The sequence below is a fragment of the Segatella copri genome (assembly GCF_019249765.2).
GTDB lineage: Bacteria > Bacteroidota > Bacteroidia > Bacteroidales > Bacteroidaceae > Prevotella > Prevotella copri_K.
The window spans coordinates 3,225,159-3,249,865 of record NZ_CP152484.1; the positions used below are offsets into that span (position 1 = coordinate 3,225,159).

17 protein-coding genes are annotated in these 24,707 nt (G+C 41.7%); 2 read left to right on the plus strand and 15 right to left on the minus strand.

Annotated features, from left to right (window positions below):
- Window positions 1-250: 250 nt before the first annotated feature.
- From KUA46_RS13720 to KUA46_RS13745, 6 genes are all read right to left on the minus strand, one after another.
- Entirely contained in the window at window positions 251-490 is a 240-nt protein-coding gene (locus tag KUA46_RS13720) for a DUF7723 family protein (protein ID WP_022120757.1), read from the minus strand.
- Between the two features lie 122 nt (window positions 491-612).
- Complete coding sequence (locus KUA46_RS13725) at window positions 613-879, minus strand: DUF2442 domain-containing protein (protein WP_218487312.1); 267 nt, start codon at window positions 877-879, stop codon at window positions 613-615.
- Window positions 880-1,092: 213 nt separating this feature from the next.
- Window positions 1,093-1,713 carry a hypothetical protein gene (locus tag KUA46_RS13730; protein ID WP_022120755.1) on the minus strand — a complete coding sequence of 207 codons (621 nt, stop codon included), beginning with the start codon at window positions 1,711-1,713 and terminating at the stop codon, window positions 1,093-1,095.
- A 2-nt stretch (window positions 1,714-1,715) separates the two neighbouring features.
- A complete protein-coding gene (locus KUA46_RS13735; RefSeq protein WP_022120754.1) occupies window positions 1,716-1,859 on the minus strand; it encodes a hypothetical protein in 144 nt (47 codons plus the stop codon).
- Between the two features lie 725 nt (window positions 1,860-2,584).
- Window positions 2,585-4,039, minus strand: coding sequence for a hypothetical protein (locus KUA46_RS13740; RefSeq protein WP_089545425.1), 1,455 nt, complete (start codon window positions 4,037-4,039; stop codon window positions 2,585-2,587).
- Between the two features lie 1,494 nt (window positions 4,040-5,533).
- Window positions 5,534-6,757: a site-specific integrase gene (locus tag KUA46_RS13745; RefSeq protein ID WP_117663903.1), complete on the minus strand. Its 1,224-nt coding sequence runs from the start codon at window positions 6,755-6,757 to the stop codon at window positions 5,534-5,536.
- 714 nt (window positions 6,758-7,471) lie between these two features.
- Between KUA46_RS13745 and KUA46_RS13750 the strand changes: the two genes are divergently transcribed.
- The gene (locus tag KUA46_RS13750) at window positions 7,472-9,229 is read left to right on the plus strand and encodes an ATP-binding protein (protein WP_334650063.1); all 1,758 of its coding nucleotides are present in this window, start codon (window positions 7,472-7,474) and stop codon (window positions 9,227-9,229) included.
- Window positions 9,230-9,341: 112 nt separating this feature from the next.
- On the opposite strand, the gene KUA46_RS13755 is transcribed toward KUA46_RS13750, so the two are convergent.
- Both KUA46_RS13755 and KUA46_RS13760 read right to left on the minus strand, forming a co-directional pair.
- A complete protein-coding gene (locus tag KUA46_RS13755; protein ID WP_420377586.1) occupies window positions 9,342-9,608 on the minus strand; it encodes a DUF7724 family protein in 267 nt (88 codons plus the stop codon).
- Window positions 9,609-9,711: 103 nt separating this feature from the next.
- Window positions 9,712-11,202: an ATP-binding protein gene (locus tag KUA46_RS13760; RefSeq protein ID WP_218487314.1), complete on the minus strand. Its 1,491-nt coding sequence runs from the start codon at window positions 11,200-11,202 to the stop codon at window positions 9,712-9,714.
- A gap of 881 nt (window positions 11,203-12,083) precedes the next feature.
- On the opposite strand from KUA46_RS13760, the gene KUA46_RS13765 reads away from it, so the two are divergent.
- Window positions 12,084-13,841, plus strand: coding sequence for an ATP-binding protein (locus KUA46_RS13765; protein WP_218487315.1), 1,758 nt, complete (start codon window positions 12,084-12,086; stop codon window positions 13,839-13,841).
- Window positions 13,842-14,454: 613 nt separating this feature from the next.
- Here KUA46_RS13765 and KUA46_RS13770 read toward each other — a convergent pair.
- From KUA46_RS13770 to KUA46_RS13800, 7 genes are all read right to left on the minus strand, one after another.
- Window positions 14,455-15,075 (minus strand): hypothetical protein, encoded by a 621-nt coding sequence (locus KUA46_RS13770; RefSeq protein ID WP_119237196.1) that lies wholly within the window; start codon window positions 15,073-15,075, stop codon window positions 14,455-14,457.
- A gap of 2 nt (window positions 15,076-15,077) precedes the next feature.
- On the minus strand, window positions 15,078-15,221 hold the full coding sequence (locus tag KUA46_RS13775) for a hypothetical protein (protein ID WP_006847677.1): 144 nt from the start codon (window positions 15,219-15,221) through the stop codon (window positions 15,078-15,080).
- A 240-nt stretch (window positions 15,222-15,461) separates the two neighbouring features.
- Window positions 15,462-16,244 carry a hypothetical protein gene (locus KUA46_RS13780; RefSeq protein ID WP_218487316.1) on the minus strand — a complete coding sequence of 261 codons (783 nt, stop codon included), beginning with the start codon at window positions 16,242-16,244 and terminating at the stop codon, window positions 15,462-15,464.
- 137 nt (window positions 16,245-16,381) lie between these two features.
- Entirely contained in the window at window positions 16,382-17,941 is a 1,560-nt protein-coding gene (locus KUA46_RS13785; protein WP_334650062.1) for a SusD/RagB family nutrient-binding outer membrane lipoprotein, read from the minus strand.
- 58 nt (window positions 17,942-17,999) lie between these two features.
- Entirely contained in the window at window positions 18,000-21,161 is a 3,162-nt protein-coding gene (locus tag KUA46_RS13790) for a SusC/RagA family TonB-linked outer membrane protein (RefSeq protein WP_218487317.1), read from the minus strand.
- A gap of 186 nt (window positions 21,162-21,347) precedes the next feature.
- Complete coding sequence (locus tag KUA46_RS13795; protein ID WP_094420941.1) at window positions 21,348-22,733, minus strand: transposase; 1,386 nt, start codon at window positions 22,731-22,733, stop codon at window positions 21,348-21,350.
- Between the two features lie 1,069 nt (window positions 22,734-23,802).
- Window positions 23,803-24,705: an IS3 family transposase gene (locus KUA46_RS13800; protein WP_218487985.1), complete on the minus strand. Its 903-nt coding sequence runs from the start codon at window positions 24,703-24,705 to the stop codon at window positions 23,803-23,805.
- Window positions 24,706-24,707: the final 2 nt, after the last annotated feature.

Sequence of the window (24,707 nt, forward strand, 5' to 3'; positions counted from 1 at the left end):
ATGTTAATGAGGTGTTGTCACTAGGCTCAGCAGAGCTATCGAGCCTAGTGGGAATCATCAAGAAGCAGTCTGCTTGAACCTCAGATACAATCTGGTTGAACCTCAGATACTGACTGCTTGAACCTCCTAATCTATATCTTTGACCCAGCGCAGTCGTATCCTTGCGCCAGATGAGGCGTCTCGTTACGTTTATTCAGCCGCATTGTTATGCTTGCTCAGCTTATACCCACATATCATAAAGTCGTAATATTTAGGCATAAGCTTGCTCCATTAATTTTTTGTTTCGTTTCCAATACTTTTGAACGATGCTGATTTCTATATCATCCATATTGGTTTCTGTTACTTCACCCTCGCTTGTCATTACAAGAGCATGATATGGCGGATGTAGATACACTACACGTATAAGGCCTTCTTCGGTTTTCGAAAATGCATATCCGCAAACTATCATCATAGCATTTTCTGCCACGATTTTAATCTCTTCTTCATTCATGATAATCTATTTTTACTGACTTGATTGGAGAGTAAAGCTTCTGATGAAAGATTCTTGTTGTCCATATTTACCTCCTTATTTTAATGATTCACTTATCCTTCTGTTGCAAAAAAATACTTTTATTATGCTTGATAATAAATAGTATCTTCTGCATTTGACGGTTTGTATATGCCAGCATCTGCGAATAGTCCTTCAAAGCATAAATCTTCGTCTAATTCAGGCCAATGGATACCATATCTGCTCAATACGAAAGCCTTACGCTGGGCAGGTGTGGCGTTAGCAAAACGGCTCCAACGGCTGAAAGGATAGTTAGCCTTCCAGCCATTTTGGGTTTCTGCCCAAATATGGGCATCGTCCACCCAAACGCGATTTACTCTATATTGCTCCATAATATCTTATTCCGTCTTTAGTGATGAAGGTATAGTCTAATGACTCTTCCTCATCAATTTCATAGGGGTTTAGAGAATCTGATACCATAGTTTTTCTCTACATCTTTCAGGTCTCTTCCATTTTGTACTCAATCACGTATCTCTTTCTTAATCTTAATAAGTTTCAGAAAGAAGTTTTCATTTTTCTTTTTGTCCATATTCTACCTTTTTATATTATGGGTTTGGATAATCTTGATTGATACCTCTAGGAAGAAAATAACCCTTGATGCAATTAGGATTGCAGACACAAATCTGAATATGATTCTTTTCTCTGAATCCTGCATTAGGATATAGTTCCTGTCCTTCCCAAAATACTCCTTTTACTGAATCGTATGGATGGGCATTGGCCTTTTTATTGTATGTTAGTGCAGTTTGAACTACAGCACAATCCAATTTCCTAATCAGTAAGTCTGTAGATTTACCTATAGTTGTATTTTGTGGTAATTCTAATCCTGACTCTTTATAGAGTTCAACCATAGACTCGTAAGCATCTTTCAATTCCCGAAGATAGGAACTGTCAGTAAGGTCAAAACAATAACCTAAGTCTATTATTGCACCAACAACTGCAGGCTCTTTGATTTGTGAGTTCTTTCTTTTGGCTAAATCTTTAGCCCATTGCCAAGCTCGTTCCTCATTATTTTCCCAAAAATAGATGCCGTTTCCTAACCAGTCATAGTCATTAGTGCTGGAAAGAAGATCGGTCTTACCAGCAACTACGGCATCAACAACAGACTTGTCGCAGCCATGAAATCCTATTACTAGGTTGGAGCGCCTTGAATATAAAGACTTATCCATAATTATCTCAAATGTGGTGCAACTTCTCCGTTCGGCAATAATATTCCAGCCTCAATGAGGAATTTTCTTGCAGCTTCTTTGCTGGCAACCGAAGCCTTTCTTGCAGCCTCTAATCTTTCTTGTCTTTTGCTATCAAATAAATCCATATTCTACCTCCTTGTTTTAAAAGTTGAACATTTCTTCTGCAAAGATTATGCAAACGAGCGCAATGTAAGCTTGCTTACAGATTGTCGAGTGCAGCTAATCTTCTGCAAAGATTATGCCAGCGAGTGCAATGAAAGTTTACTTTCAGATTGCCGAGCGCCACTAATCTTCTGCAAAGATACGCTTTTCTTCTGAAAGATGCAAGGAATTATTGAAAAATGTTTGAGAATGAGGGAAATAAACAGAAGAATTAAAAACCCGGGGTCATCACCAGCATCGAATAATCTGGGAGAGGGCCTTACCGGGACTGCGCTGCAAAGATAATAATTAAAATGGAATATACCAAAGATCTTTTCGAAAAATTACGTCCGGACGTATCTGTAGCTACGTCGGGACGCGTCTGTCGCTACATCGGGACGTAGGAAATGCTACGTCGGGGCGTAATTTTTACTGCATCGTGGGAGGTTTTTCCCTAAAATTCTTCTATAATCTACTGAATAGCTTAAAATGAGCGATTTATAAGTGTTCAACCTCAATAGAGGTAATGACTTGGCAATAGTCACAACTTCAGCAATATGCATATGTTTGCTTTGCCTAACAACTCTTTACAGTTGCAAAAATACAAAATAAAAATGAAACCACACTATGTTGGTGCAAAAAAACAATAGTCATAAAACAAAGATTAACTTCGCCTTATGACTATTGTTGTCCACATTAAACTTATTTATCATTTAATTGGTTCCGCATGCACATAGTATTCACTGTTTATAGGGTCTTCCCCGTCAGTTTTAAGTATCAGTACCATGCGAGAATGTTTTGTACGCCAATATGCTTTAATATCAGCATCTTCGGGTAGTGCCTTAAACGTTTTACACAGCGAAGCCTTTTCTGTTTCTTTTATAGTACTATGTGCTTCATAGTACTGGTCCATAATCTTCAACAGACCTTCTCTTTCACGTTCAAGCACGCCTAACATATATTCCTTGTCGTTTTTGTCTTTTGCTCCTTTCAGTACAATACGTAACTCTGCATACGGTTTTGTAATGTCTTCTTTGTAGGCAGTAGGTGGAGTTAGGATAAACTCACGGCTCTTGTCCAGCAAGCAATATTCTGTTAGTTCGGGGTTCTTGGAATTATACCTTACGTTATCCCAATCGTAACCAAAGAATCCATCATTCACCAAATAGAGCCTCTTTCGGGCTTGATAGACAATACGGCCATCTTTATAGCCATTGGCATAGACAATAGTATTGTCATGAGGCGTGAAGAAGTATGTGCTCCACCAATAGGAAGTATTCAAACAGTTTGTCTTACGTTCCATGATTCCAAAGCTATCTGGCATATCACGACAATCACTCGTCCAAGTAATTGAATCGTAGTAGTTGTAATAGGCATTATCTGAAGAGTTGAAACCATATTCATCGGTAAGCTCAAATGTTACAAGGCAGAAGGTCTGAAACACAGGGTCTGTGTTGTCTTTGTCGTCTTCTGCATAGTATGCCTTAATCTTAAACTTGCAGTTGTCGGGAACAGAACGGTCAATATCCGTATCATACGTGTAACTTTTCTTCATCATTTCCAAATCGGTTTCGGTCATGCGTTTATATACAATCATGCCATATATAGACTTGTAACCATTGCTGCCATCACTCGTCGCTCCCAATTTTTGTATGGTGTACATTAAGGTCTTGCCATTCGACTCGTCAAGCTTAAGAATCTGCATGTATCTGCTGTCTGTTGTCTGCTTGTTGCTGCCAAACAGTATGAAGCCTTTGTCCATGTCATAAGTCCATGATACACGACTGAAACAAAAGGCTGGCAAGGCATCACTATAAAAATAACTAAAAGCTTGCTGTGATGTCTCAAACCAAAAGTGTGTAGGGCTGCCACCAAATCTGTCTTTCCAAAATTCCTCCTTGCTCAACTTTCCGTTTTCCTGTACCTCATAAGTGGCAATACTCTCCCAACCATAGCCCTTGACCTTACTCTGTATTTCTTCTGCTGCTATTGGCTTTCTCCCTTTTAGCACACAGCACCCCTCATCATTAACAGTATAGGTTTGGTTGAATAGATTCATATCCAACTTACATTGCTCAACACTCAATTCCTCAGACTTATCGCAACTGCCAAATACAACAGTGCAAGCTACGATGAGTGCTATTAACCAAAACTTCTTAGTCATAATAATCCAAATTTAAAGATTTTACATATAGACAGATTACGGATTTTCAGTGTTTCAAATTCTGCTGTCCAAGATAACTGAGTGCAAAAATACAAAAGTATCAACGTAATAGTGCATTTTTTTATTTTTTATAACACTCAAAACATACTTTTGTGCAAATAAAGGAAGAATAAACTACACCTGACAAATCTATTTACATATTTCTATGCACTGCCTACAGTTGGTACACTCACTTTCTGCAACCGTTGGGAGCAAAATTTCTTCGCCCTCATGGTGGAGCGAGGCGTTTTGGGGTTCCCAAAACATAACCTCGCTCCCTCCTCTAAGAACAAAAGACGAGATATTTGCCTTTCGGCTTTCCATGCCCAAGGTTGCAGACCTTAATTCTCTCAATTTGCGCCAAACATCAAAGCTGCCACATTGAAAGAACAAGGTCACAGACACAAGCTACTTTGTACATGGAGTTTGCAAAGGAAAAGGTGATATTTTCAGTGTGAAACTTGCCAAGTGTTTCAGTTGTGTGTTGTTGATTTCCTTTGTGAACTATGCCGAGTGTGTTATGTGTGCTGTGTGTCCTCGGTATAGTCTGCATAAATCTAATGCCATGCTAAAACACTGCGGAGGTTCGCCCAAGTGGCTGGAGGCGCAAAGCCTCCAAGGAACGTTGCTGCAACCATTTCGGAGAATAGAGCGGTTGCCAATTAATCCACAAGCACATTTTACAGCGTACCAAGTGAGGGCATGTAAAACGTTGAATTGTTGAAGATAGGTGTTATCTTTATGAGAACCAACCACTTATACCCTCAACAAACTCTCAACAAATAGCTCTACACAACAAATTACTGGGCAAAAAAGAAAGAAAGGAATGGTGTTCATGGTTTTCTCTTTTCAACATTATCTTTCTTTTGTTGAGAGATTTGTTGAGAATATGTTGAGCCGTAAATGCCTGATGTTCAATACTTCTTTCATCATATTCAACAATTCAACAAAAATAAGGGGTGTTTTGTCCGTCATTTTTATGAACAGAACTCATCCCCCTACAAGTAAGAATGTCACGCTTATGCTTCAGTACTTATTCACGACAGTACGACAGCGCCAAGCCAACAAACAAGCAAGAGGACATTCAACTAAAGGCGGTTGTTCTTCTATTGAGTTGTAGGATAATGACACTACTTTTCTCTTTTGCCCCGTACAATCTCTTGAAGATGGTGGCACGAAACCGAGCTGCCCCGTATGAGTTTATACGGAAGCAAAGGGCAACAATCATCGGAAAGCCATACAACGTTTGCCAAATGCCATTGGAAGTTTCCTGTTTCTGTTGGACTTCCGACACCGTCAATAAACCATCCTTGTATATTGACCTTATCACAGCATGGAGTTTCATGGCGGTGACATGAAGCATATCAACCAATTCACCCTCACTCATCCACAAGTCTTGCAAGTTGGACGGAATGGATAACATTCCATTTCCGTCCACGGTGATTACAGTCCTTTTCATGCCATTCCCCCCATTGTCGGCATATGCCCCTTGATTCGACTTTCAAAAGCTGATATGTCATGCTCCAATTTAGTACTTGTCACCTTTGCGTAAATTTGTGTTGTGGCGATGTCCGTATGTCCCAGTATCTTGCTTACACTCTCTATCGGCATACCGTAGTTTAAAGCCAAAACTGCGAACGAATGCCGGCTTACATGAAATGAAATTCGCTTCTTGATGCCACACATTTTTGCCACTTTCTTTATACGCTTGTTTACCATGTCAAGTGAGCCAATATTAAACAAGTGCATATCTTTTCTCAATGGCTTGTAACGTTCAATTATCTGTATGGCTGCATCTATCAGTTTAATTTTGAATGGTACGCCTGTCTTTTGACGCTGAGAAACTATCCATGGAGACCCACTTATAATGGCAACATTGTCCTCTGTAAGATTCTTGATGTCAACGAAAGAGATACCTGTCCAACAACCAAACATAAACAAGTCTCTCGCAAAAGCAAAGTTGGGATTTTCCAACTCTATTCCTGCCAATATGTCCAATTCTTCCTCTGTCAAGAACTCACGCTCCTTGTGGTCTGGGTCAACGTGGTACATGGCAAACGGATTTCTCTGTATCTTGCCGTTGTAGTGTGCTGCCGTGACGATATGCTTCAATGGTATGGAGTATATCCAAATGGTAGATTGCGTGAGTCCAATGACATTCTTCAAATACAGACAAAAATCACGGATGAACTCCTCGGTAAGCTCATTCATGGACATATCGCTGCGCTTGTACTGAAATTTGATGAACTCGGCAACGTACTTTCTTACCGTCAGATACTTGCGGTAGGTTCGGACAGCTCGGTCTTTTCCCACGCGTTGGGCAAAGGCTGCGTTCTCCTTGTCAAAAGCTCTGAGTAATGTCTCATACTCCGTACCTATGCCTTGATATGCGTTTCTCACCATTTCAGCGGTAACGAACGCCTCACGGTCGGAAAGCCGTTGGTAATGCTTAGCGATTTGAGCCTTGATGTTATCAAGCGCAAAGTTCACCTCATTGGCTTCCTTGCTTCTGCCTTTGGCTCTGTTGCCCTTGGCATCCCATATCGCCTTGGTCACGCTCAGCTTGCAACTGAACTGTGCGATAGTTCCGTTGATTGTCACACGTCCCATGATAGGGACAATTCCGTTTCTCTCCTTGCTTCCGTTTACATAGAAGACTGTCTTGAATGTACTTCTCATAATTCCTTGCTTTTTGTTCTGTGCAAAATTAAATCATGAGAGTTGCATGGCAAATTCACAACCTGTGCAGAATTGAGAAGTAAAAACCGAAGCCGTTAAAAATGCTTATTAGAGCGTTTCTTTGAGGTAATGACTTGAAAGCGTTTCTACTTCTCAAATCCGCCATTTTCGCATTTCCTCACGAATGCCACAAAAAGCCAACGACTGCCACAACCACTTGAAACTCAAAACAAAAGCTCAAATCTGCTATTTTTTGCTTTTTTAGTCATTCTTTTTCGATAAAAAGCATAGAAAAACACTAAAAATTGAATAGAAAATAAGCGTTTTTGCTCAATATTTTCAACCTTTTAGCTCCCAAAACGCCTCTAAAGCACCCGAAAAACGCTGCTTTTTGCAATACGTGGCAATAGGTGGCAATAAGGTGACAATAGAAAAGCCCATTGCTGCCACCCGTTATTCTCTTATTATCAGCTACTTATAATAAGCGTGGCAAATGTGGCAATAAATTTGAGAAAACATGTTACTATGCGTAAAGGATCTTTGTTTCTCAAACATTCCATCAAAATCCGATAGGTATAAATACTATTGCCATCGTTTCTCCTTGGGAAAATGTTCTAGCTGTATGGTAGAAGTTTTTCGGGAAAAGTTTTGGAGATTAGGAGATAAAGTATTATCTTTGCCATCAGATTCAAAAACGAATAATCAAACTGAGTTATGATAGTAAGACCAAAGCGCATTTATCGCAAGCGCATACCATACGGCATGCAGAATTTTGAGGATATTATAGAAAGAGATTGTTACTATGTGGACAAGACTCCTTTCATCGAACAAATAGAAGAATCCAATATGTATTTCTTCTATATTCGCCCTCGCCGTTTCGGCAAGAGCCTTACCCTCTCCATGCTTGAGAATTACTATGACATCAACAAGAAAGACAAGTTTGATGAAATCTTTGGCAAGCTTTACATCGGGCAGAATCCTACACCAGAGCATAATACATATCTCATCATCCACCTCAATTTTGCCGAGGTGGCAGCAGGATTGGATGATTATAAGGATGGATTGGACAACCATTGTCGCCTTGTATTCAATTTCTTCTGCGACATCTATGCACATATTCTTCCTGCTGATACCAAGGCAGGATTACAACAGGAGCCTGATGCGGTATCCAAGTTGAGGTTTCTTTGCCAGAAGTGTCAGGAGGTGGGAAAGAAGATTTATCTCTTCATCGATGAGTACGACAACTTCACCAACATGATTCTCGCCCATGAGGAGCATCTCGTGAGGTATCGCAACCAGACCCACGGAGAGGGATACTTGCGCCAGTTCTTCAACACCATCAAGGGTGCGGCTGGCAATACTCTGGGCAGAGTGTTCGTCACAGGAGTAAGCCCTGTGACCATGGACGACCTGACCAGTGGATTCAACATCGGAACCAACTACTCGCTCTCACCTGACTTCAATGAGATGACGGGATTTACCGAGGAAGAAGTGAGAAAGATGCTGGATTATTACGGCAGCGTCCTGCCATTCAATCACACTACCGATGAGCTGATCAAGGTGATGAAGCCGTGGTACGACAACTATTGCTTCGCAGAGGATAGATATGGTGAGACCACCATGTACAACTCGGTAATGGTGCTCAACTTCGTAGATAATTACATCCGAAGCAATTACCAAATCCCTAAGAAGATGGTAGAGACCAACATCCGTATCGACTATGACAAGTTGCGAATGCTCATCCGCCACGACAAGGAGTTCGCCCACGATGCCAGCATCATCCAGCAGTTGGTAACCCAGGGATTCGTGATAGGCACGCTCAACGAGAACTTCCCTGCCGAGCGAATCAACGACCCAGACAACTTCCTCAGCCTGCTGTTCTATTTCGGCATGGTGACGATAGACGGAACATACAAGGGTGAGACCAAGTTCATCATCCCGAATGAGGTGGTGCGAGACCAGATGTACACCTACCTGCTCGACACCTACAAGGAGAACGACTTGGTATATGATAGATATAGCAAGGGTAAACTGGAGAGCAAACTGGCATACGATGGACAATTCAAGCCATACTTTGAGTATATCGCCGACTGCCTGAAGAAGTACTCCTCCCAGCGAGACAAGCAGAAGGGAGAGGCTTTCGTGCATGGCTTCACCTTGGCGATGACAAGCCAGAACAAGTTCTATCGCCCTATCTCTGAGCTGGACAATGACGGCGGCTATGCCGACATCTTCCTCTCTCCGCTCTGTGACATCTACAAGGACATGATAGATTCATATATCATCGAGTTGAAATATTGCAAGAGCCAAACCACAGATGAGCAAGTGAAAAAGCTCTTCGAGGAGGCTTCAGCTCAAATCTCTCGCTATGCGGACAGTGATATGGTCAGAGAGGCAGTAAAGACTACAAAGCTCCACAAGCTGGTGGTTATCTACCGCGGAGCGGAAATGGTGGCTTGCGAGGAGATATAAAACTATTTCAACCATACAGGTCGAAAATATTTGGGAGAGATAAAAAGAAAATTTTCGACGACATCTATTGTTTGGTCTTTCGATCTACATGCAGTGATTACAAAGTCACAATTCATTTATAGTATTTCGGTTCAGGGGAGATTGTCCGTGTATAGACAATCTCTCCTGAGCCCATAACTGGGAGGTCAGGTTTGTTACCTGTCCAATAGCAAGAATGCCCTATACAAACAATATATTCATTATCCCATTCCTTGACCTCTGTGTATCGTTTGAGGCATTTTGGAGTACGAAATCGGATATTACTATTGCCATATCGAAAAGAAGTCATATCTCCGTTGTTAGAGAGCAACGCTTCTGATGAAAGATTCTTGTTGTCCATATTTACCTCCTTATTTTAAATTATTCAGCATTATTTATTTTTCATTGCCCTGCGTTCAAAATCACAATTCGTGATTGCGCTTTCTTCAATAAGGCCAAAAAGTCTATAAACTTTTCTTTTGTCCACGTTTCCATTCTATGGCCTGTTCTGTCAACCTATATTGTTGGCGAGGATGGTTTGGGATATCAGGATATTTACGCTCTATAGCCCCTTCGTCGAGGGCTGGCAAAATATAGGTTGTCCTAAATCTCAGTCGGCTCTTTAATCCACAAGTTTTCATCATTTCCCCTGTTGATAAATAATCTTCAGAAACAGCTAGAATTAAATCTTTAACTTGGTTCGTACTTGGTTCGTACTTGGTTCGTACTTGGTTCAAATTTAATCCCAGTTGCATCCCCACAGGAGTCTTCATCGGATCGGTTACAGGCCGCACGAATGTCACGCAAATGAAGCCACCGTTGATGCTCCACTTCGGTTCTGGAGCATTCTGTGCCTTGCAAGCCTCCATGATACGGAATGCGCCAGACCCCCAACTTTCAAGGAAAGTGGTGCGGTAAAGCACTTCCGCCATGATGGGATTGTATGGATAGGAACTGTGTGACTGTTTGATTGTTTCTGTGTTGAGTTGTGGCGGCAATACACCAGGATTCTCAATCTCTATGCGGTCATCATATATGGCAATACTTGGCGTAAGGTTGAACTTCTCGAACTGCCTATGACAAAGGCTGTTTGTAAGGGCTTCCCTCAACGCTTCGGCTGGCACCTCCATATTTTCCTCACGACGGAAGCCAACAATTTTGCCACTCATGTTCAGGTGCTTCAAGAAGAAAGCCATACCGGCATCAAGCAGTTGGAAGAAATTTCCTTCCACCCTTTGGTTGTCGATGAACTCTATCTTATTGATTCCGCGGAAACGAGCCAAACGCAGCTGCATCTGCGTGTAGCCCCTTAATTTGGTGGAAAACAGGGCGGCAGCAGCGTTATTGGGAACGCCATCGTTCATTAGTTCAAGTTTTCTGAGTACATCCGAAAGAGGCTCTGTCAAAGCTGTGGCTGGCATGCGGTTCTTCTCCACGCCGAGCCGTATAGCTCCCCTGATGAGTTTCTCGTCCATATCATCAATGGTTATGTCATCAGCTGACTGTCTCTCCCAGGCATAATAGTTTGGTTTGTTGGCACGCAGCCGTTCCTCAAACATATTGCGAGGCATCAGCTTCGTGGTACTTTCAACCTTATAATATGGGCTACCATGATAGGTATAAGGTGCCGTTCCCCAAACGAATGCTTCGAAATACATTGCTATGACTTGACAGCCTAGTCTATCGGGCACGTCAATGTATTGAATGTCAATCGAAACTGCTGGTTCGAGACCACTCAACGCTTGGGCTATCTCTCTTTGTGTATTATCCGTAACCTCCTGTCCGAGAATCTTAAGAGACTTAGGGGCTACACCGAACACCAGCCAACCGCCAGCACCATTGAGGAATGCACAGGCAGTGTGCATACCATCCTTCAACTCACCTGTAGTTTTTTTCAACTCCAAATGTACGTTTTCATCGTTGGCTATAAGCCTTTCAAGTTCCTCTATGTTCATAGTTGCCTTTTTGTTTCTTTGTCTTCTTCATTTTCTCCCGAAGAAATGCGTCATACTCACTTACGATGAGTTTCTTGATTCAATCTTCAGCAGGTCAGTCATCTTTTAATGCTATAGGGGTTTAGAGAATCTGATACCATAGTTTTTCTCTACATCTTTCAGGTCTCTTCCATTTTGTACACAATCACGTATCTCTTTCTTAATCTTAATAAGTTTCAGAAAGAAGTTTTCATTTTTCTTTTTGTCCATATTCTGCCTCCTTATTTTAATGATTTACCTTTCATGCTGCAAAGATAATAATTAAAATGGAATATACCAAAGATCTTTTCGAAAAATTACGTCCGGACGTATCTGTAGCTACGTCCGGACGCGTTTGTTGCTACGTCGGGACGTAGGAAATGCTACGTCGGGACGTAATTTTTGCTGCATCGTGGGAGGTTTTTCGATAAAAAGCATAGAAAAACACTAAAAATTGAATAGAAAATAAGCGTTTTTGCTCAATATTTTCAACCTTTTAGCTCCCAAAACGCCTCTAAAGCACCCGAAAAACGCTGCTTTTTGCAATACGTGGCAATAGGTGGCAATAAGGTGACAATAGAAAAGCCCATTGCTGCCACCCGTTATTCTCTTATTATCAGCTACTTATAATAAGCGTGGCAAATGTGGGAATAAATTTGAGAAAACATGTTACTATGCGTAAAGGATCTTTGTTTCTCAAACATTCCATCAAAATCCGATAGGTATAAATACTATTGCCATCGTTTCTCCTTGGGAAAATGTTCTAGCTGTATGGTAGAAGTTTTTCGGGAAAAGTTTTGGAGATTAGGAGATAAAGTATTATCTTTGCCATCAGATTCAAAAACGAATAATCAAACTGAGTTATGATAGTAAGACCAAAGCGCATTTATCGCAAGCGCATACCATACGGCATGCAGAATTTTGAGGATATTATAGAAAGAGATTGTTACTATGTGGACAAGACTCCTTTCATCGAACAAATAGAAGAATCCAATATGTATTTCTTCTATATTCGCCCTCGCCGTTTCGGCAAGAGCCTTACCCTCTCCATGCTTGAGAATTACTATGACATCAACAAGAAAGACAAGTTTGAGGAAATCTTTGGCAAGCTATACATCGGGCAGAATCCTACACCAGAGCATAATACATATCTCATCATCCACCTCAATTTTGCCGAGGTGGCAGCAGGATTGGATGATTATAAGGATGGACTGGACAACCATTGTAGCCTTGTGTTCAATTTCTTTTGTGACATCTATGTACATATTCTTCCTGCCAATACCAAGGAAGGATTAGAAAAGTTAACAGATGCAGTGTCTCAACTGAGGTTTCTTTGCCAGAAATGCCAGGAGGTAGGAAAGAAGATTTATCTCTTCATCGATGAGTACGACAACTTCACCAACATGATTCTCGCCCATGAGGAGCATCTTATGAGGTATCGCAACCAGACTCACGGAGAGGGATACTTGCGCCAGTTCTTCAACACCATCAAGGGTGCGGCTGGCAATACTCTGGGCAGAGTGTTCGTCACGGGAGTAAGCCCTGTGACCATGGATGACCTGACCAGCGGATTCAACATCGGAACCAACTATTCGCTCTCATCTGACTTCAATGAGATGACGGGATTTACCGAGGAAGAAGTGAGAGAGATGCTGGATTATTACGGCAGCGTCCTGCCATTCAATCACACTACCGATGAGCTGATCAAGGTGATGAAGCCTTGGTACGACAACTATTGCTTTGCAGAGGATAGATATGGTGAGACCACCATGTACAACTCGGTAATGGTGCTCAACTTCGTAGATAATTACATCCGAAGCAATTACCAAATCCCTAAAAAGATGGTGGAGACCAACATCCGTATCGACTATGACAAGTTGCGAATGCTCATCCGCCACGACAAGGAGTTCGCCCACGACGCTAGTATCATCCAGCAGTTGGTAACCCAGGGATTCGTGATAGGCACGCTCAACGAGAACTTCCCTGCCGAGCGAATCAACGACCCAGACAACTTCCTCAGCCTGCTGTTCTATTTCGGCTTGGTGACGATAGACGGAACATACAAGGGTGAGACCAAGTTCATCATCCCGAATGAGGTGGTGCGAGACCAGATGTACACCTACCTGCTCGACACCTACAAGGAGAACGATTTGGTATATGATAGATATAGCAAGGGTAAACTGGAGAGCAAACTGGCATACGATGGACAATTCAAGCCATACTTTGAGTATATAGCCGACTGCCTGAAGAAGTACTCCTCCCAGCGAGACAAGCAGAAGGGAGAGGCTTTCGTGCATGGCTTCACCTTGGCGATGACAAGCCAGAACAAGTTCTATCGCCCTATCTCTGAGCTGGACAATGACGGCGGCTATGCCGACATCTTCCTCTCTCCGCTCTGTGACATCTACAAGGACATGGTAGATTCATACATCATCGAGTTGAAATATTGCAAGAGCCAAACCACAGATGAGCAAGTAAAAAAGCTCTTCAAGGAGGCTTCAGCTCAAATCTCTCGCTATGCGGACAGTGATATGGTCAGAGAGGCAGTAAAGACTACAAAGCTCCACAAGCTGGTGGTTATCTACCGCGGAGCGGAAATGGTGGCTTGCGAGGAGATATAAAACTATTTCAACCATATTGGTCGAAAATGTTTGAGAGAGATAAAAAGAAATTTTTCGACGACCTCTATTGTTTGACCTTTCGATCTACATGCAGTGATTACAAAGTCACAATTCATTTATAGTATTTCGGTTCAGGGGAGATTGTCCGTGTATAGACAATCTCTCCTGAGCCCATTTATGTCATTTTTGGGGAACGAGAAAATGGGAAAGTGACGAAAAGTGGTAAAACTACCACTTTTTGCTTGTAAAGACAGATAACTGGGAGGTCAGGTTTGTTACCTGTCCAATAGCAAGAATGCCCTATAATCTAAGGATAGAGCGGCTAGTGCGCACACCTTTTTAGTATAATAAATCTAAAAATTTTTGGTTAGAACTCTACTTTCGCATATCTTTGCACTTAAAAAAAGTGGCACATGTGCCAGAAATTTTAAGTAGAGGCATCTATTCGAGCCCACACGCATTTGCAGGTGATCCTTTTTTTGCAAAGATACGCTTTTCTTCTGAAAGAAGCAAGGATTTATTGGAAAATGTTTGAGGGTGAAGGAGATAAAAATAAAAAAGGTGTATCCTCGCTTGCCCGATGTATGGGGCAAGAAGGATACACCTTTTTATATTATGGGTTAGGATAATCCTGATTGATACCTCTAGGAAGAAAATAACCCTTGATGCAATTAGGATTGCAGACACAAATCTGAATATGATTCTTTTCTCTGAATCCTGCATTAGGATATAGTTCCTGTCCTTCCCAAAATACTCCTTTTACTGAATCGTATGGATGGGCATTGGCATCCTGATTGTATGTTAAAGCAGTTTGTACAACTGCACAATCCAATTTTCTAATCAATAAATCTGTAGAATTTCCGATAGATGTATTCTTCGGTAATTCAATCCCTGATTCTTTATAAACAGTAACCATAGACTCATAAGCAGCCTTTAATTCCTGAAGATATGTGCTATCTGTTAAGTCAAAACAATACCCCAAGTCTATAATTGCACCAACAACTGCAGGCTCTTTGATTTGTGAGTTCTTTCTTTTGGCTAAATCTTTAGCCCATTGCCAAGCTCGTTCCTCATTATTTTCCCAAAAATAGATGCCATTACCTAACCAGTCATAGTCATTAGTGCTGGAAAGAAGATCGGTCTTACCAGCAACTACGGCATCAACAACAGACTTGTCGCAGCCATGAAATCCTATTACTAGGTTGGAGCGCCTTGAATATAAAGACTTATCCATAATTATCTCAAATGTGGTGCAACTTCTCCATTAGGTAAAAGAATTCCTGCCCTAATTAAAAAGGCGCGTGCTGCTTCTTTACTGGCAGTAGAAGCCTTTCTTGCTGCCTCTAATCTTTCTTGTCTTTTGCTATCAAATAAATCCATATTCTACCTCCTTATTTTAATAATTCAACTTTCGTGCTGCAAAGATACGCTTTTCTTCTGAAAGCTCCAAGGAATTATTGAAAAATGTTTGAGAATGAGGATTATAAAAGGCAAGTCGCTTCCTTGTCTGACCAGTGATGGGGCGGCAAGGATGCAACTTTGACTTTAAAGGTTGGGTTTATCTTTTCCCTAGTATATCAGAATGGAATTATTGATAATACTAGGCGTTTTAACTCCTTTTTAGGGGGCTACGTCTGGTAGCCTTTTGAGATATTCAAAATTGCACCATATAAGGTAATGGATTTTCTTAACTCTGTTAGGTATAACTAGTATCAACACTATACATAACAGCAGCAAAAATCCTTTCAATATACAGATGAATTCAGGATAAGGCATATATGGATATAAGCTTTTGGGCAAAATAAGAAATAATGAAATCGGTATAATCATACTTTGCATAAATGCGACTTGTCCTTCAATAATTGAAACGTCATTATTGTATCCATTCTTGCTTGCGTAATAATAGGCTTCGTAATATCGATTTAAAATTTCGTGATTTTCTTTACTTGGAGCTACCGATGTATCTATTCCCTTAAAACTAAAATATAAGAGAAAGCTAAATGCTGCCAACGAAAGCAATTCCGGAATATAGATGTAAACGTTTTCGACCTTAATGCTGCTAGCTTGTAAAAAGCAAGCAACAACAATAGCTGCTAGCAAATAAATGCAAGGAATGGTAACATGTAACTGCTTCGTGTAAGAATATTCTTTTTGAGGAAGGTATTTATAGTCTTTTATCTCTTTTTTTGTATTCTGTAAAGTCTCAGCTAAAAAGTCATGGCTATTTCTTGTCTTATTCCATATTCGTGATGTTAGTACATGGTTTATAATGCCGATAAGGTAAGCAGCAATAAGCCAAATTGCCCAGATTATAGAATTGTCAACTTCAAAAGTATTTGGCATCCATGACAATTTACACATAGATAATCCCCCTAAAAGGATAATGAATCCTGGTACAATCATCGCCAAGATGTCATATAAAGAAAGTTTCGATAGAAAATTCATTGCTTATGGATTTGTAATTATCTAAAAAGGTGTATCTTAAAAGTCCCCTAGATGGACAAGAAAGATACACCTTTTGTTGTTTTTATATTTTTGCATTAGCGGTTACCACCAGCCCACCATACATTTTCGGTGAAGATATACTTACCAGCATCATTTCCTGAACCGAAAGCTTCCTTCACGTTAGGGTTTGAAAGAACATCGCTTGAGCCGTAAGGCAAGCGGAGTGGCCAACGGTTAGCATTAGCCTGAGTGTTCTTAGGGTTGGTCATAGCTACTGGATAGCTACCATCTACATAATTGCAGCGGCGCATATCATTGTAAGTCTCCAACTGCTCGTCACGAGTCTGAGCGATATACTTCTGTACCAAGATCTCGTTCAAAGGATTAGCAGCAAACTTGGTTGCTGTCTCACCTGCAAGGTAAACAGAAACGGCATCATCAGAGATGGTCTCACCGCTAGATGCTGCATAATCTTCCATAGATGCCTTAACAGCTGTCTCAAAATCAGCTTTTGCATCCTGCCCCAAACGAGCTTTTACCTCAGCAATGATAAAGTACAACTCAGACTTGCTGAACATATGGCTACCAACTGCTCCACCATCACAACCATAGCTCAACCATTCTGGTGCATTGTAGTATTGACTCATTGCCTGCGACTCATTACCTGGAGTACAGATTGTTGTACTAGGCTGGAAACCATTTTTAGGACCATAGAAATTATAGTAAATGTCATAGTGATAAATTGGCTCACGTGGATCTTGACGAGCTGTCAACAAATCGTTAACAGTTGTTGTTGATGCAATATAGTCACGGCTATTCCAATATGCAGACCATGAATTTACATTGGCATTTCCATCAAATACATTAAGAGTTGCACCATCAAAACCATCCGCAATAGCAGCGTTAGCTTCTGTCAACACATTGGTAAGCTGAGCGTTCTTGTCTGTAGCACGACCCAATTCATGGAGGTAAAGACGTGCCTTCAATGCATGAGCAAGTCCGCGCCATTTTGCATTATCGTTTGCAAAAAGAACATCCTGAGCGCCAGCATTTTTCATCTTTCCTGCGATCGCCTTATCAAAGTTCGTAATGGCAGCATCAAGAAGGGTGAAGCAGTGATTGTAAATGTCCTCCTGCTTGTCTAGTGCTGGAGCAGAAACGCCATCGGTCAAAGCCTTAGAGCATGGAATGTCACCAAACAAATCAGTCAAGATAGACCAGTTGTAGGCAGCAAGAACCTGTCCCATACCTTGAATGTCAGACTGACCAACACTGACACCACCTTCATCACATTTAGCAATCAGCTGCTTGATATTGTTGAGGTTCAGATATGTACCATTCCACTCATTATCAAATGTAGAGCTAGCGGCAATCTCATTGACATTACGCAACTCTGCATTCTTTGCCTGGTTATTACCTGTACCGAAAGTCTGCTCTGTATAGATTGATGCATACCAAGCAAAGTTACCACAGTTTGTGGTAAAAATACTAGCAACGATAGCATCACTCAACTGAATATTAGCGGTTACAGCGTTCCCTCCTGGGTGAGCTTCGTCTCTGTTGATTCTGTCCATTATATCATCAGAGCATGATACAGTCATCATAGATACTGCTGAGATAGCCAGAATACCAAATATATTTTTAAATTTCATCATAGTCTTATCTATTATTTTATTTGATACTTTAATGATTTCGGGAGTGAATGCTCAGAGATTAGAAGTTAATCTTAAATCCACCACCGAAGCTAGAAGTATTAGGCAAAGAGAAGCGCTCGAAGCAACCACTCATGTTACCATTACCCTGAGAACTCTCTGGATCAAGTTCCTTCATCTTAGACCAAAGGAGCACGTTGCGTGCAAAAGCATATACAGAGATGTCCAAGTGCCCCAACTTAGGTAACTGATAGTTTAAGGTTACATCACGGAGCTTCAAGAAGCTACGATCGTAGATACCTGCCTCAGTCACGTTATTGTAAGCCATCCAGTAATCCTGCTTGTTTACCTCAATGGTGTTAGGCTTGCCTGTTGCAATATCAATACCCTCAGCTACCATAGTACCCTCGTGGTATGGGAGAGACTCCTTAGTTGCACCGAAGTAGTTCAATGTCAAGATAGTACCATTGTACATCTTGCCACCCTTCTGCCAATCCATGGTTGCAGTCAAAGTAAGACGCTTCCAACGAGCCTTCAAGTTGAAGCCCATATTGAAGTCTGGAGTACACTCGCCCAAGTTCTGGCTACCTGCTGTACCGATAGGAAGACCATTCTGAAGCAAAAGTCTGCCCTGCTCATCACGCTGGAATGCTACACCATAGATGTTTGGATAAGTATAACCTGCCTGTGCACGAATCTGTGGCTCTACGAAACCACCCAGCATGATGCTCTCTACACCATCAGCCAAAGACTTAACCTTATTGTTCAAGTGTGTATAGTTAACGCCCAAGTCCAAATCCCAATCCTTGGTCTGGATGATGCTTGCGTTGATAGCAAACTCATGTGACCATGTAGTCATCTCACCAGCGTTGGTGCGGAGGTACTGATAACCTGTAGAACCTGCTGTAGGTACATCGAAGATCTGGTCCTTGATGTCCTGGTAGCTGGCTGTATACTCCAAGCGGATGCGGTTGTCGAAGAAGTTCAAGTCGGCACCAAACTCCCAGTTCACTGTGTTCTGTGGCTTCAAGTTAGGGTCATACTTCACATAGTATGGAGCATAAGTACTTACGCCATTCATAGGATAGCTGATAGGAGTGAACTGATACATACCGCTGCCGTATGTTGGTACAGTATAGTAGTTAGCATAGTAGTGACCAGCCTGACCTACCTGAGCGAAAGAGGCACGAAGCTTACCGTAAGAGAGGATGTGATTACCCTTCAACGCAGGAAGCTCTGTGAAAATCCAACCGAGTGATACGGATGGATAGAAGAAGCTACGATTGCCACGCGGCATGGTAGATACGATATCGTTACGACCAGTTACAGTCAAGTAAACCTGGTTAGCGTAGCTCAAAGACAACTGACCGAAGAAACCTACGGTACGCTCCTGAGACTTGTACTCTGATGTATAAGCCTTTACTGTAGTATTTGACATTGTAGGCTGACCATAGAATACGAAGTTGGTACCATCGTAATCCCAAGTGCGAGCATAGTCATGATTGAACTCAGAACCGAGCAATGCACCGAAGTCCCACTCCTGGTTAGCACCCCACTTAGCAGTGAAGTTGGCAGTGAAGAGGTTGTTGAAGATGTTGCGCTGAACACCATAATTCTCTACCTCACCCTTGTTGTTGTATGCGGAACCTACCTCAGCGATAGTAGCATTGTCTGTAGTATATACATCAAGACCAGCCTGCTCACGGATAACGAGGTTGTAACGTTCCTTGTCCCAGTTGAAGTTAGGACGATACTCTACGTAAGCATTACCAAACACACGGTTGGTGTGCTGACGATACTCATCATTGTCTGCCCACCAGTATGGGTTGTTGAATGATGTAGAACGGAATAATACCTGTGATGTTGGGTCGCCAGGTACATGATATGGAGTACCCTTCAAGTTGTATTCTGCAGGTGCAGAGTATACCACGTTGATGATACCACTGTTAGCACCAGGAGCTGATGTAATCTTGGTAGAACTGTAGTTAGCAGAGAAACCTGTCTTCCACTCCTTGCTAATCTCGAAGTCTACAGCACCACGAGCTGTGGTACGCATCATACCTGTAGAAGGAATGATACCCTTCTGATATGTATCACCGATGCCAAAAGAATAAGCCAAGTTGCCATTCTTCTGAGAAATACTCAAGCTTGAGTTCTGGGTGAAACCTGTATCAAAGAAATCACCTACATTATCATAAATCTGTGGAGTAGCCCAACCGTCAAGACCTGCTGCTGCATACTTAGGGTTGTAGAACATACCCTCGTGCTTGCCATAAGCCTGAGTATATTTATTGTCGGTATTACCACCATAAGTAGCATCGTTAGCCAAATCAGCAATCTTAGGACCCCAAGTCATAGAAGATGATGGGTTGTAAGCATTTATGCCATTACCCTGGGCATAAATATCCTGACGCTCAAACTTCTTGCTGACAGTCTGAGCACTCAAGTCGGTAGAGAATGTAATCTGAGGGCGACCACCATTTGCCTTACCACGCTTGGTGGTAATGATGATGACACCATTAGATGCACGGATACCATAGAGGGCAGAAGCTGCCTGACCCTTCAATACATCGATGCTCTCGATGTCGTCTGGGTTGATATCGATAGAACGGTTTGCATTATCTGCACCAGTTACAGAAGCACCAGTATCATAGTCTGAAGAAGAAGCAATAGGCATACCATCTACAACATAAAGAGGAGTGTTATCGCCTGAGAATGAACGGGCACCACGGATGACAATCTGAGCAGATGCACCAGGAGCACCAGAAGACTGACGGATATCAACACCGGTCAACTTACCCTGCATAGCGCTAGCCAAAGAGCTAGTACCAGCAATGTTCAAATCTTCAGAACCTAATTTCTGTGATGCATAACCGAGGGCTTTCTTGTCTCGGGAGATACCCATTGCGGTAACCACAACCTCGTCAAGAGTCTTGTTGTCCGCTTCCAATACAATCTTCATCTTTTGTCCAGCCTTTACAGTCTGAGGCAACATGCCGAGGTATGTTACTTCCAACTTTGCACCAGCTGGAACATTCAATGAGAAGTTACCATCAACATCGGTAACTGTACCGGTATTGGTACCTGCTACTTTGATAGATGCACCAATGATAGGTTCACCATCCTCTGCAGAGGTTACTTTACCGGAAACTTGAGTTTGCGCCAACGCCATTCCTAAACTAAGGAAGAGGCAGGCAATAAACGTCATGAGTCTTTTTTCCATAAATCTCTCTCGTTTAATTAATTAGGGGTTGTCGTTTAATTCTAAGAATTCAATATCTATAGACGAGGGTATGCCTTCCGAGGTTGCCATCGTCTGCTTATTTCCGGAGTTTTATCGTAATTTTAGTCGATTCTTGTCTTGTCAGGGCATAGTTATCCCTTGCATGGAGGATAATGCTATATGAGGTTAAGCAGCCTGATGGAGTTCCGCTTTTGCAATTCTTCTTGCCAGTTGTACTGCATTAGCCGTGTGGATGCCGAAGAAGATGATTAGGATTTCTGTCTTCTTGATTCGGCCGCTTATCCGCTTGAGTCCGTAATGTTCCTTCTGCGTTCCAAAGGATCCTTCCATTGCTGTGGCTCGTACACGGGCAAGTTCTTTCTTGACCATGCTGACAGTGGACGTGGTTTCTCGCTTCCTGCCTTTCTGCGAGAATGAAGTCACTATGTTTTGTTCACTGCAGAAAGAACGGTTGGCATTACCAGAATAACTGCAGTCGCCAGCCAGTTTGGTGATCTTCTCTCCAAAGAGTTTCTCTGCAAGCTTTACACAATGCACAAGACGAGTACCCTCATTGAATGCGTTGAACGAAAGCTTCTCGATGAACGACAGGCCATCAACCTGTATGTTGTTACACTTGGCTCCAAACTCGACCTTCTTTACTTCCTTGCCACGGACGATTGGACGTATGTATGGTTTGTTGACGCTTACGATACGATTAGGAATGCTCTCCTTGGCATTGCCACTCTCGTGATGCTTATGCTGCTGACGGTATATCTTCGTTATCGTCTCTATTTCTGCGAGTTGCTTATCGGAGAAGATTCCTGCGCAGGGATTTTCTCTGTCGAGTCTTCTTAACTCTTTGAGAATCTTCCCTAACAGATCCAACTGTCGACGGATCATCCTGCGAGTACGCTTGTTGGTGTGATGGCGTTGCTTCACATAGGCCATGTTGTCGTGGGCAACATCAAGGTACTTCGTTCTCATGCGGTGAATGCCGAGTTCCTTACTTGCCTCACACATCATTGTATATACCTTCTCTACGCATTCCCATAGCAACTTTGTGTCAGTGGGGTAACGCATGCTGCTTTCGTAGCACGTTGCATCGGTATAGATTGTATCAAGATTCCTCATGTATGGTTTCCATGTTTCTGCCAATGACTCCTGCTGAGTCTGGATCTTCAGGCGCTTGGACAGTTCAAGGATAATATCATCTATGAGCTTGTAGTTGGTCAGGGGATTGGCTGAACTTATTCGGATGCCACAGAATATCTGATAGTGTATGTTGGCGTTGAGCTGCTCCATAAGTTTTGGGGCAGACAATCCGGTATACGACTTGAGGAACATGAGTGCCACCTTGCCTTCAGGGCTGAAGTAAGATTTGCGACCGACTTTTCTGCGTGGAACAGAGTCAATCAAACCGAATCTAATGGCCATCTCACGCAACGGAAGGAGGGCATGAAAGCGTCCGAGTTCACTCTTTTTGAACGACTCTTCATAATCTTTGTAAAAATCAAACTCTGTGAACGCAAGACCTGGTGTTATTTCAGAAAATTGTAGTACCTTTGCCATGACGATTATTTTTCGTTTCCCCCAAAACAGGCCGGTCAAAGCAGTTTGGGGGATTTTTTATTATTTTATGCAAAGATACAAAATTCTTATAACACTGACAATTAGATCGTTAGGTTGTTTTTGACTGATTTACGAGCATCCCTAATTAATAAATATATAATGTTTTATATTTCTTTCTCACTACATATCCTCCCAACTTTTATTGAGCGTGGGGGCTCATTTCTTGTCTCCAACTCTTATCCCGAACTGGTAGGGGTGGGTATGTTGCGATACCTTATTATATATAGGGAAGTATCTCAAACTTCACTAAAATTTAATAATATTTTTAATCGGCTGCAAAAATAAGCATTTTTTAGGAAATCACCAAACTTTTTTCTAGAAAAGTTGCACTTTGCTCGACATTTTATTATAAATATGCGGTTTTTATACACATTTGCTTATGAAAAACAAGCGAAAGCGGCAGTTTTGTCAAAAACTGCCGCTTTCGCTGAAATACTAACTTCCTGCCTTTAATTCTTTGTCTAGAACAAAGAGCATATAGAGGGGGATGTTGATGGTTTTTGAACTATTGTTTCTCTCGTATGGCAAGAGACTGGTGCGAACCAACTTGATTTGCACCTTTCAGTATGAGTGGCTTCTTTCCGTGACTGTCTTTCCATTTTAACAATTGGGATATAAGTAGTCTTTCCATACGCTAAAAATTATGTTTTGGCAAAGATGCTAATAAACAGTGAATTACGCAAGGAAAATCACATTTTCCTAAGGACTTTTAAGTATATTTATCACATTTTCCTAAGGACTTTTCTGTTAAATCATCACATTTTCCTAAGGACTTTTAGGGGCTTAATGTCTTATACGTGAAAAAGTTGTCACCTTTAGGATGGTTAAACTAAATTTGTTACTATCTATTTTTCTTATCACTAAATGAGTTACGCATTTTTATTTTTATCACTATATGGGTTGTCAGCGGATACCCATTATACCTAACTAGGTTACTCTTTTTAAGGAGCTATCCCTAGAAAGGTTACGGTGATGATATTCTTTCAAATGCAAAGATACACATTTTCAACTAATTAGAAGAATTTTCCCAAGGATTTTTCCACATTTTCTGCTGTGGCCCCACTTGAGTATGTGCAACTGATGGTGTTTGATTACCGATACTCATATGCGGTCTTTCGTCGTTATAAAACGCAATAATCCTGGTCAGTTCCTTCTTACATACTTTACGAGTAGGAATTGTCATTCTATAAAGCCATTCTGTTTTTAAAATGCCGTTTGCACGTTCTGCTATAGCATTCTCCAAAGGATCTCCTGTTTGAGTCATACATATTTGTGAGCCATGACTTTTTAGGATAGATACATAATTCTGACTGCAATACTGGCTTCCTCTGTCAGAGTGATGAATGAGTCCTTTTGCAGTTTCTTCATCAATGCTTTTATATGCCATTTTAAGCGCTTCTAATGGATATACAGTTTCTAATGTTGGACCAACAGCCCATCCAACGATTTTATGGGAATACAGGTCTGTTATAAGCGAGAGATAGCACACACCTTCATTGGTTTCAACATAGGTGATGTCACTTGCCCAAATCTGGTTCGGATGGGTAGGAACTACTCCCTTAATCAGGTTTGGGTATTTGCGATAATTATGGTCGGAATCTGTTGTCTTATAGCGCCTACGGCGCTTTATACGTACCATGAGTCCATGCTTACGCAGCATCTCAATAAATGCGTCACGACCAGGGAAGCAGCCAGTATCCTCAAACATCTGTTTCAATATGGCATGCAACTTTGCAGCTCCTAAGCCAGGATTCGACTTACGATACTCACGTGCCTTTTCAATGATGATAGACTCAATGGCCTCTTCAGCAAAGCCGTCAGAGACATTGCGCTTATTATATGCTTGCCGGGTGAAACCAAACAGCCCGCATAGAGTGCCTAAACCTTGGCTCTGGCACTCTGTGCGGAGCAAGC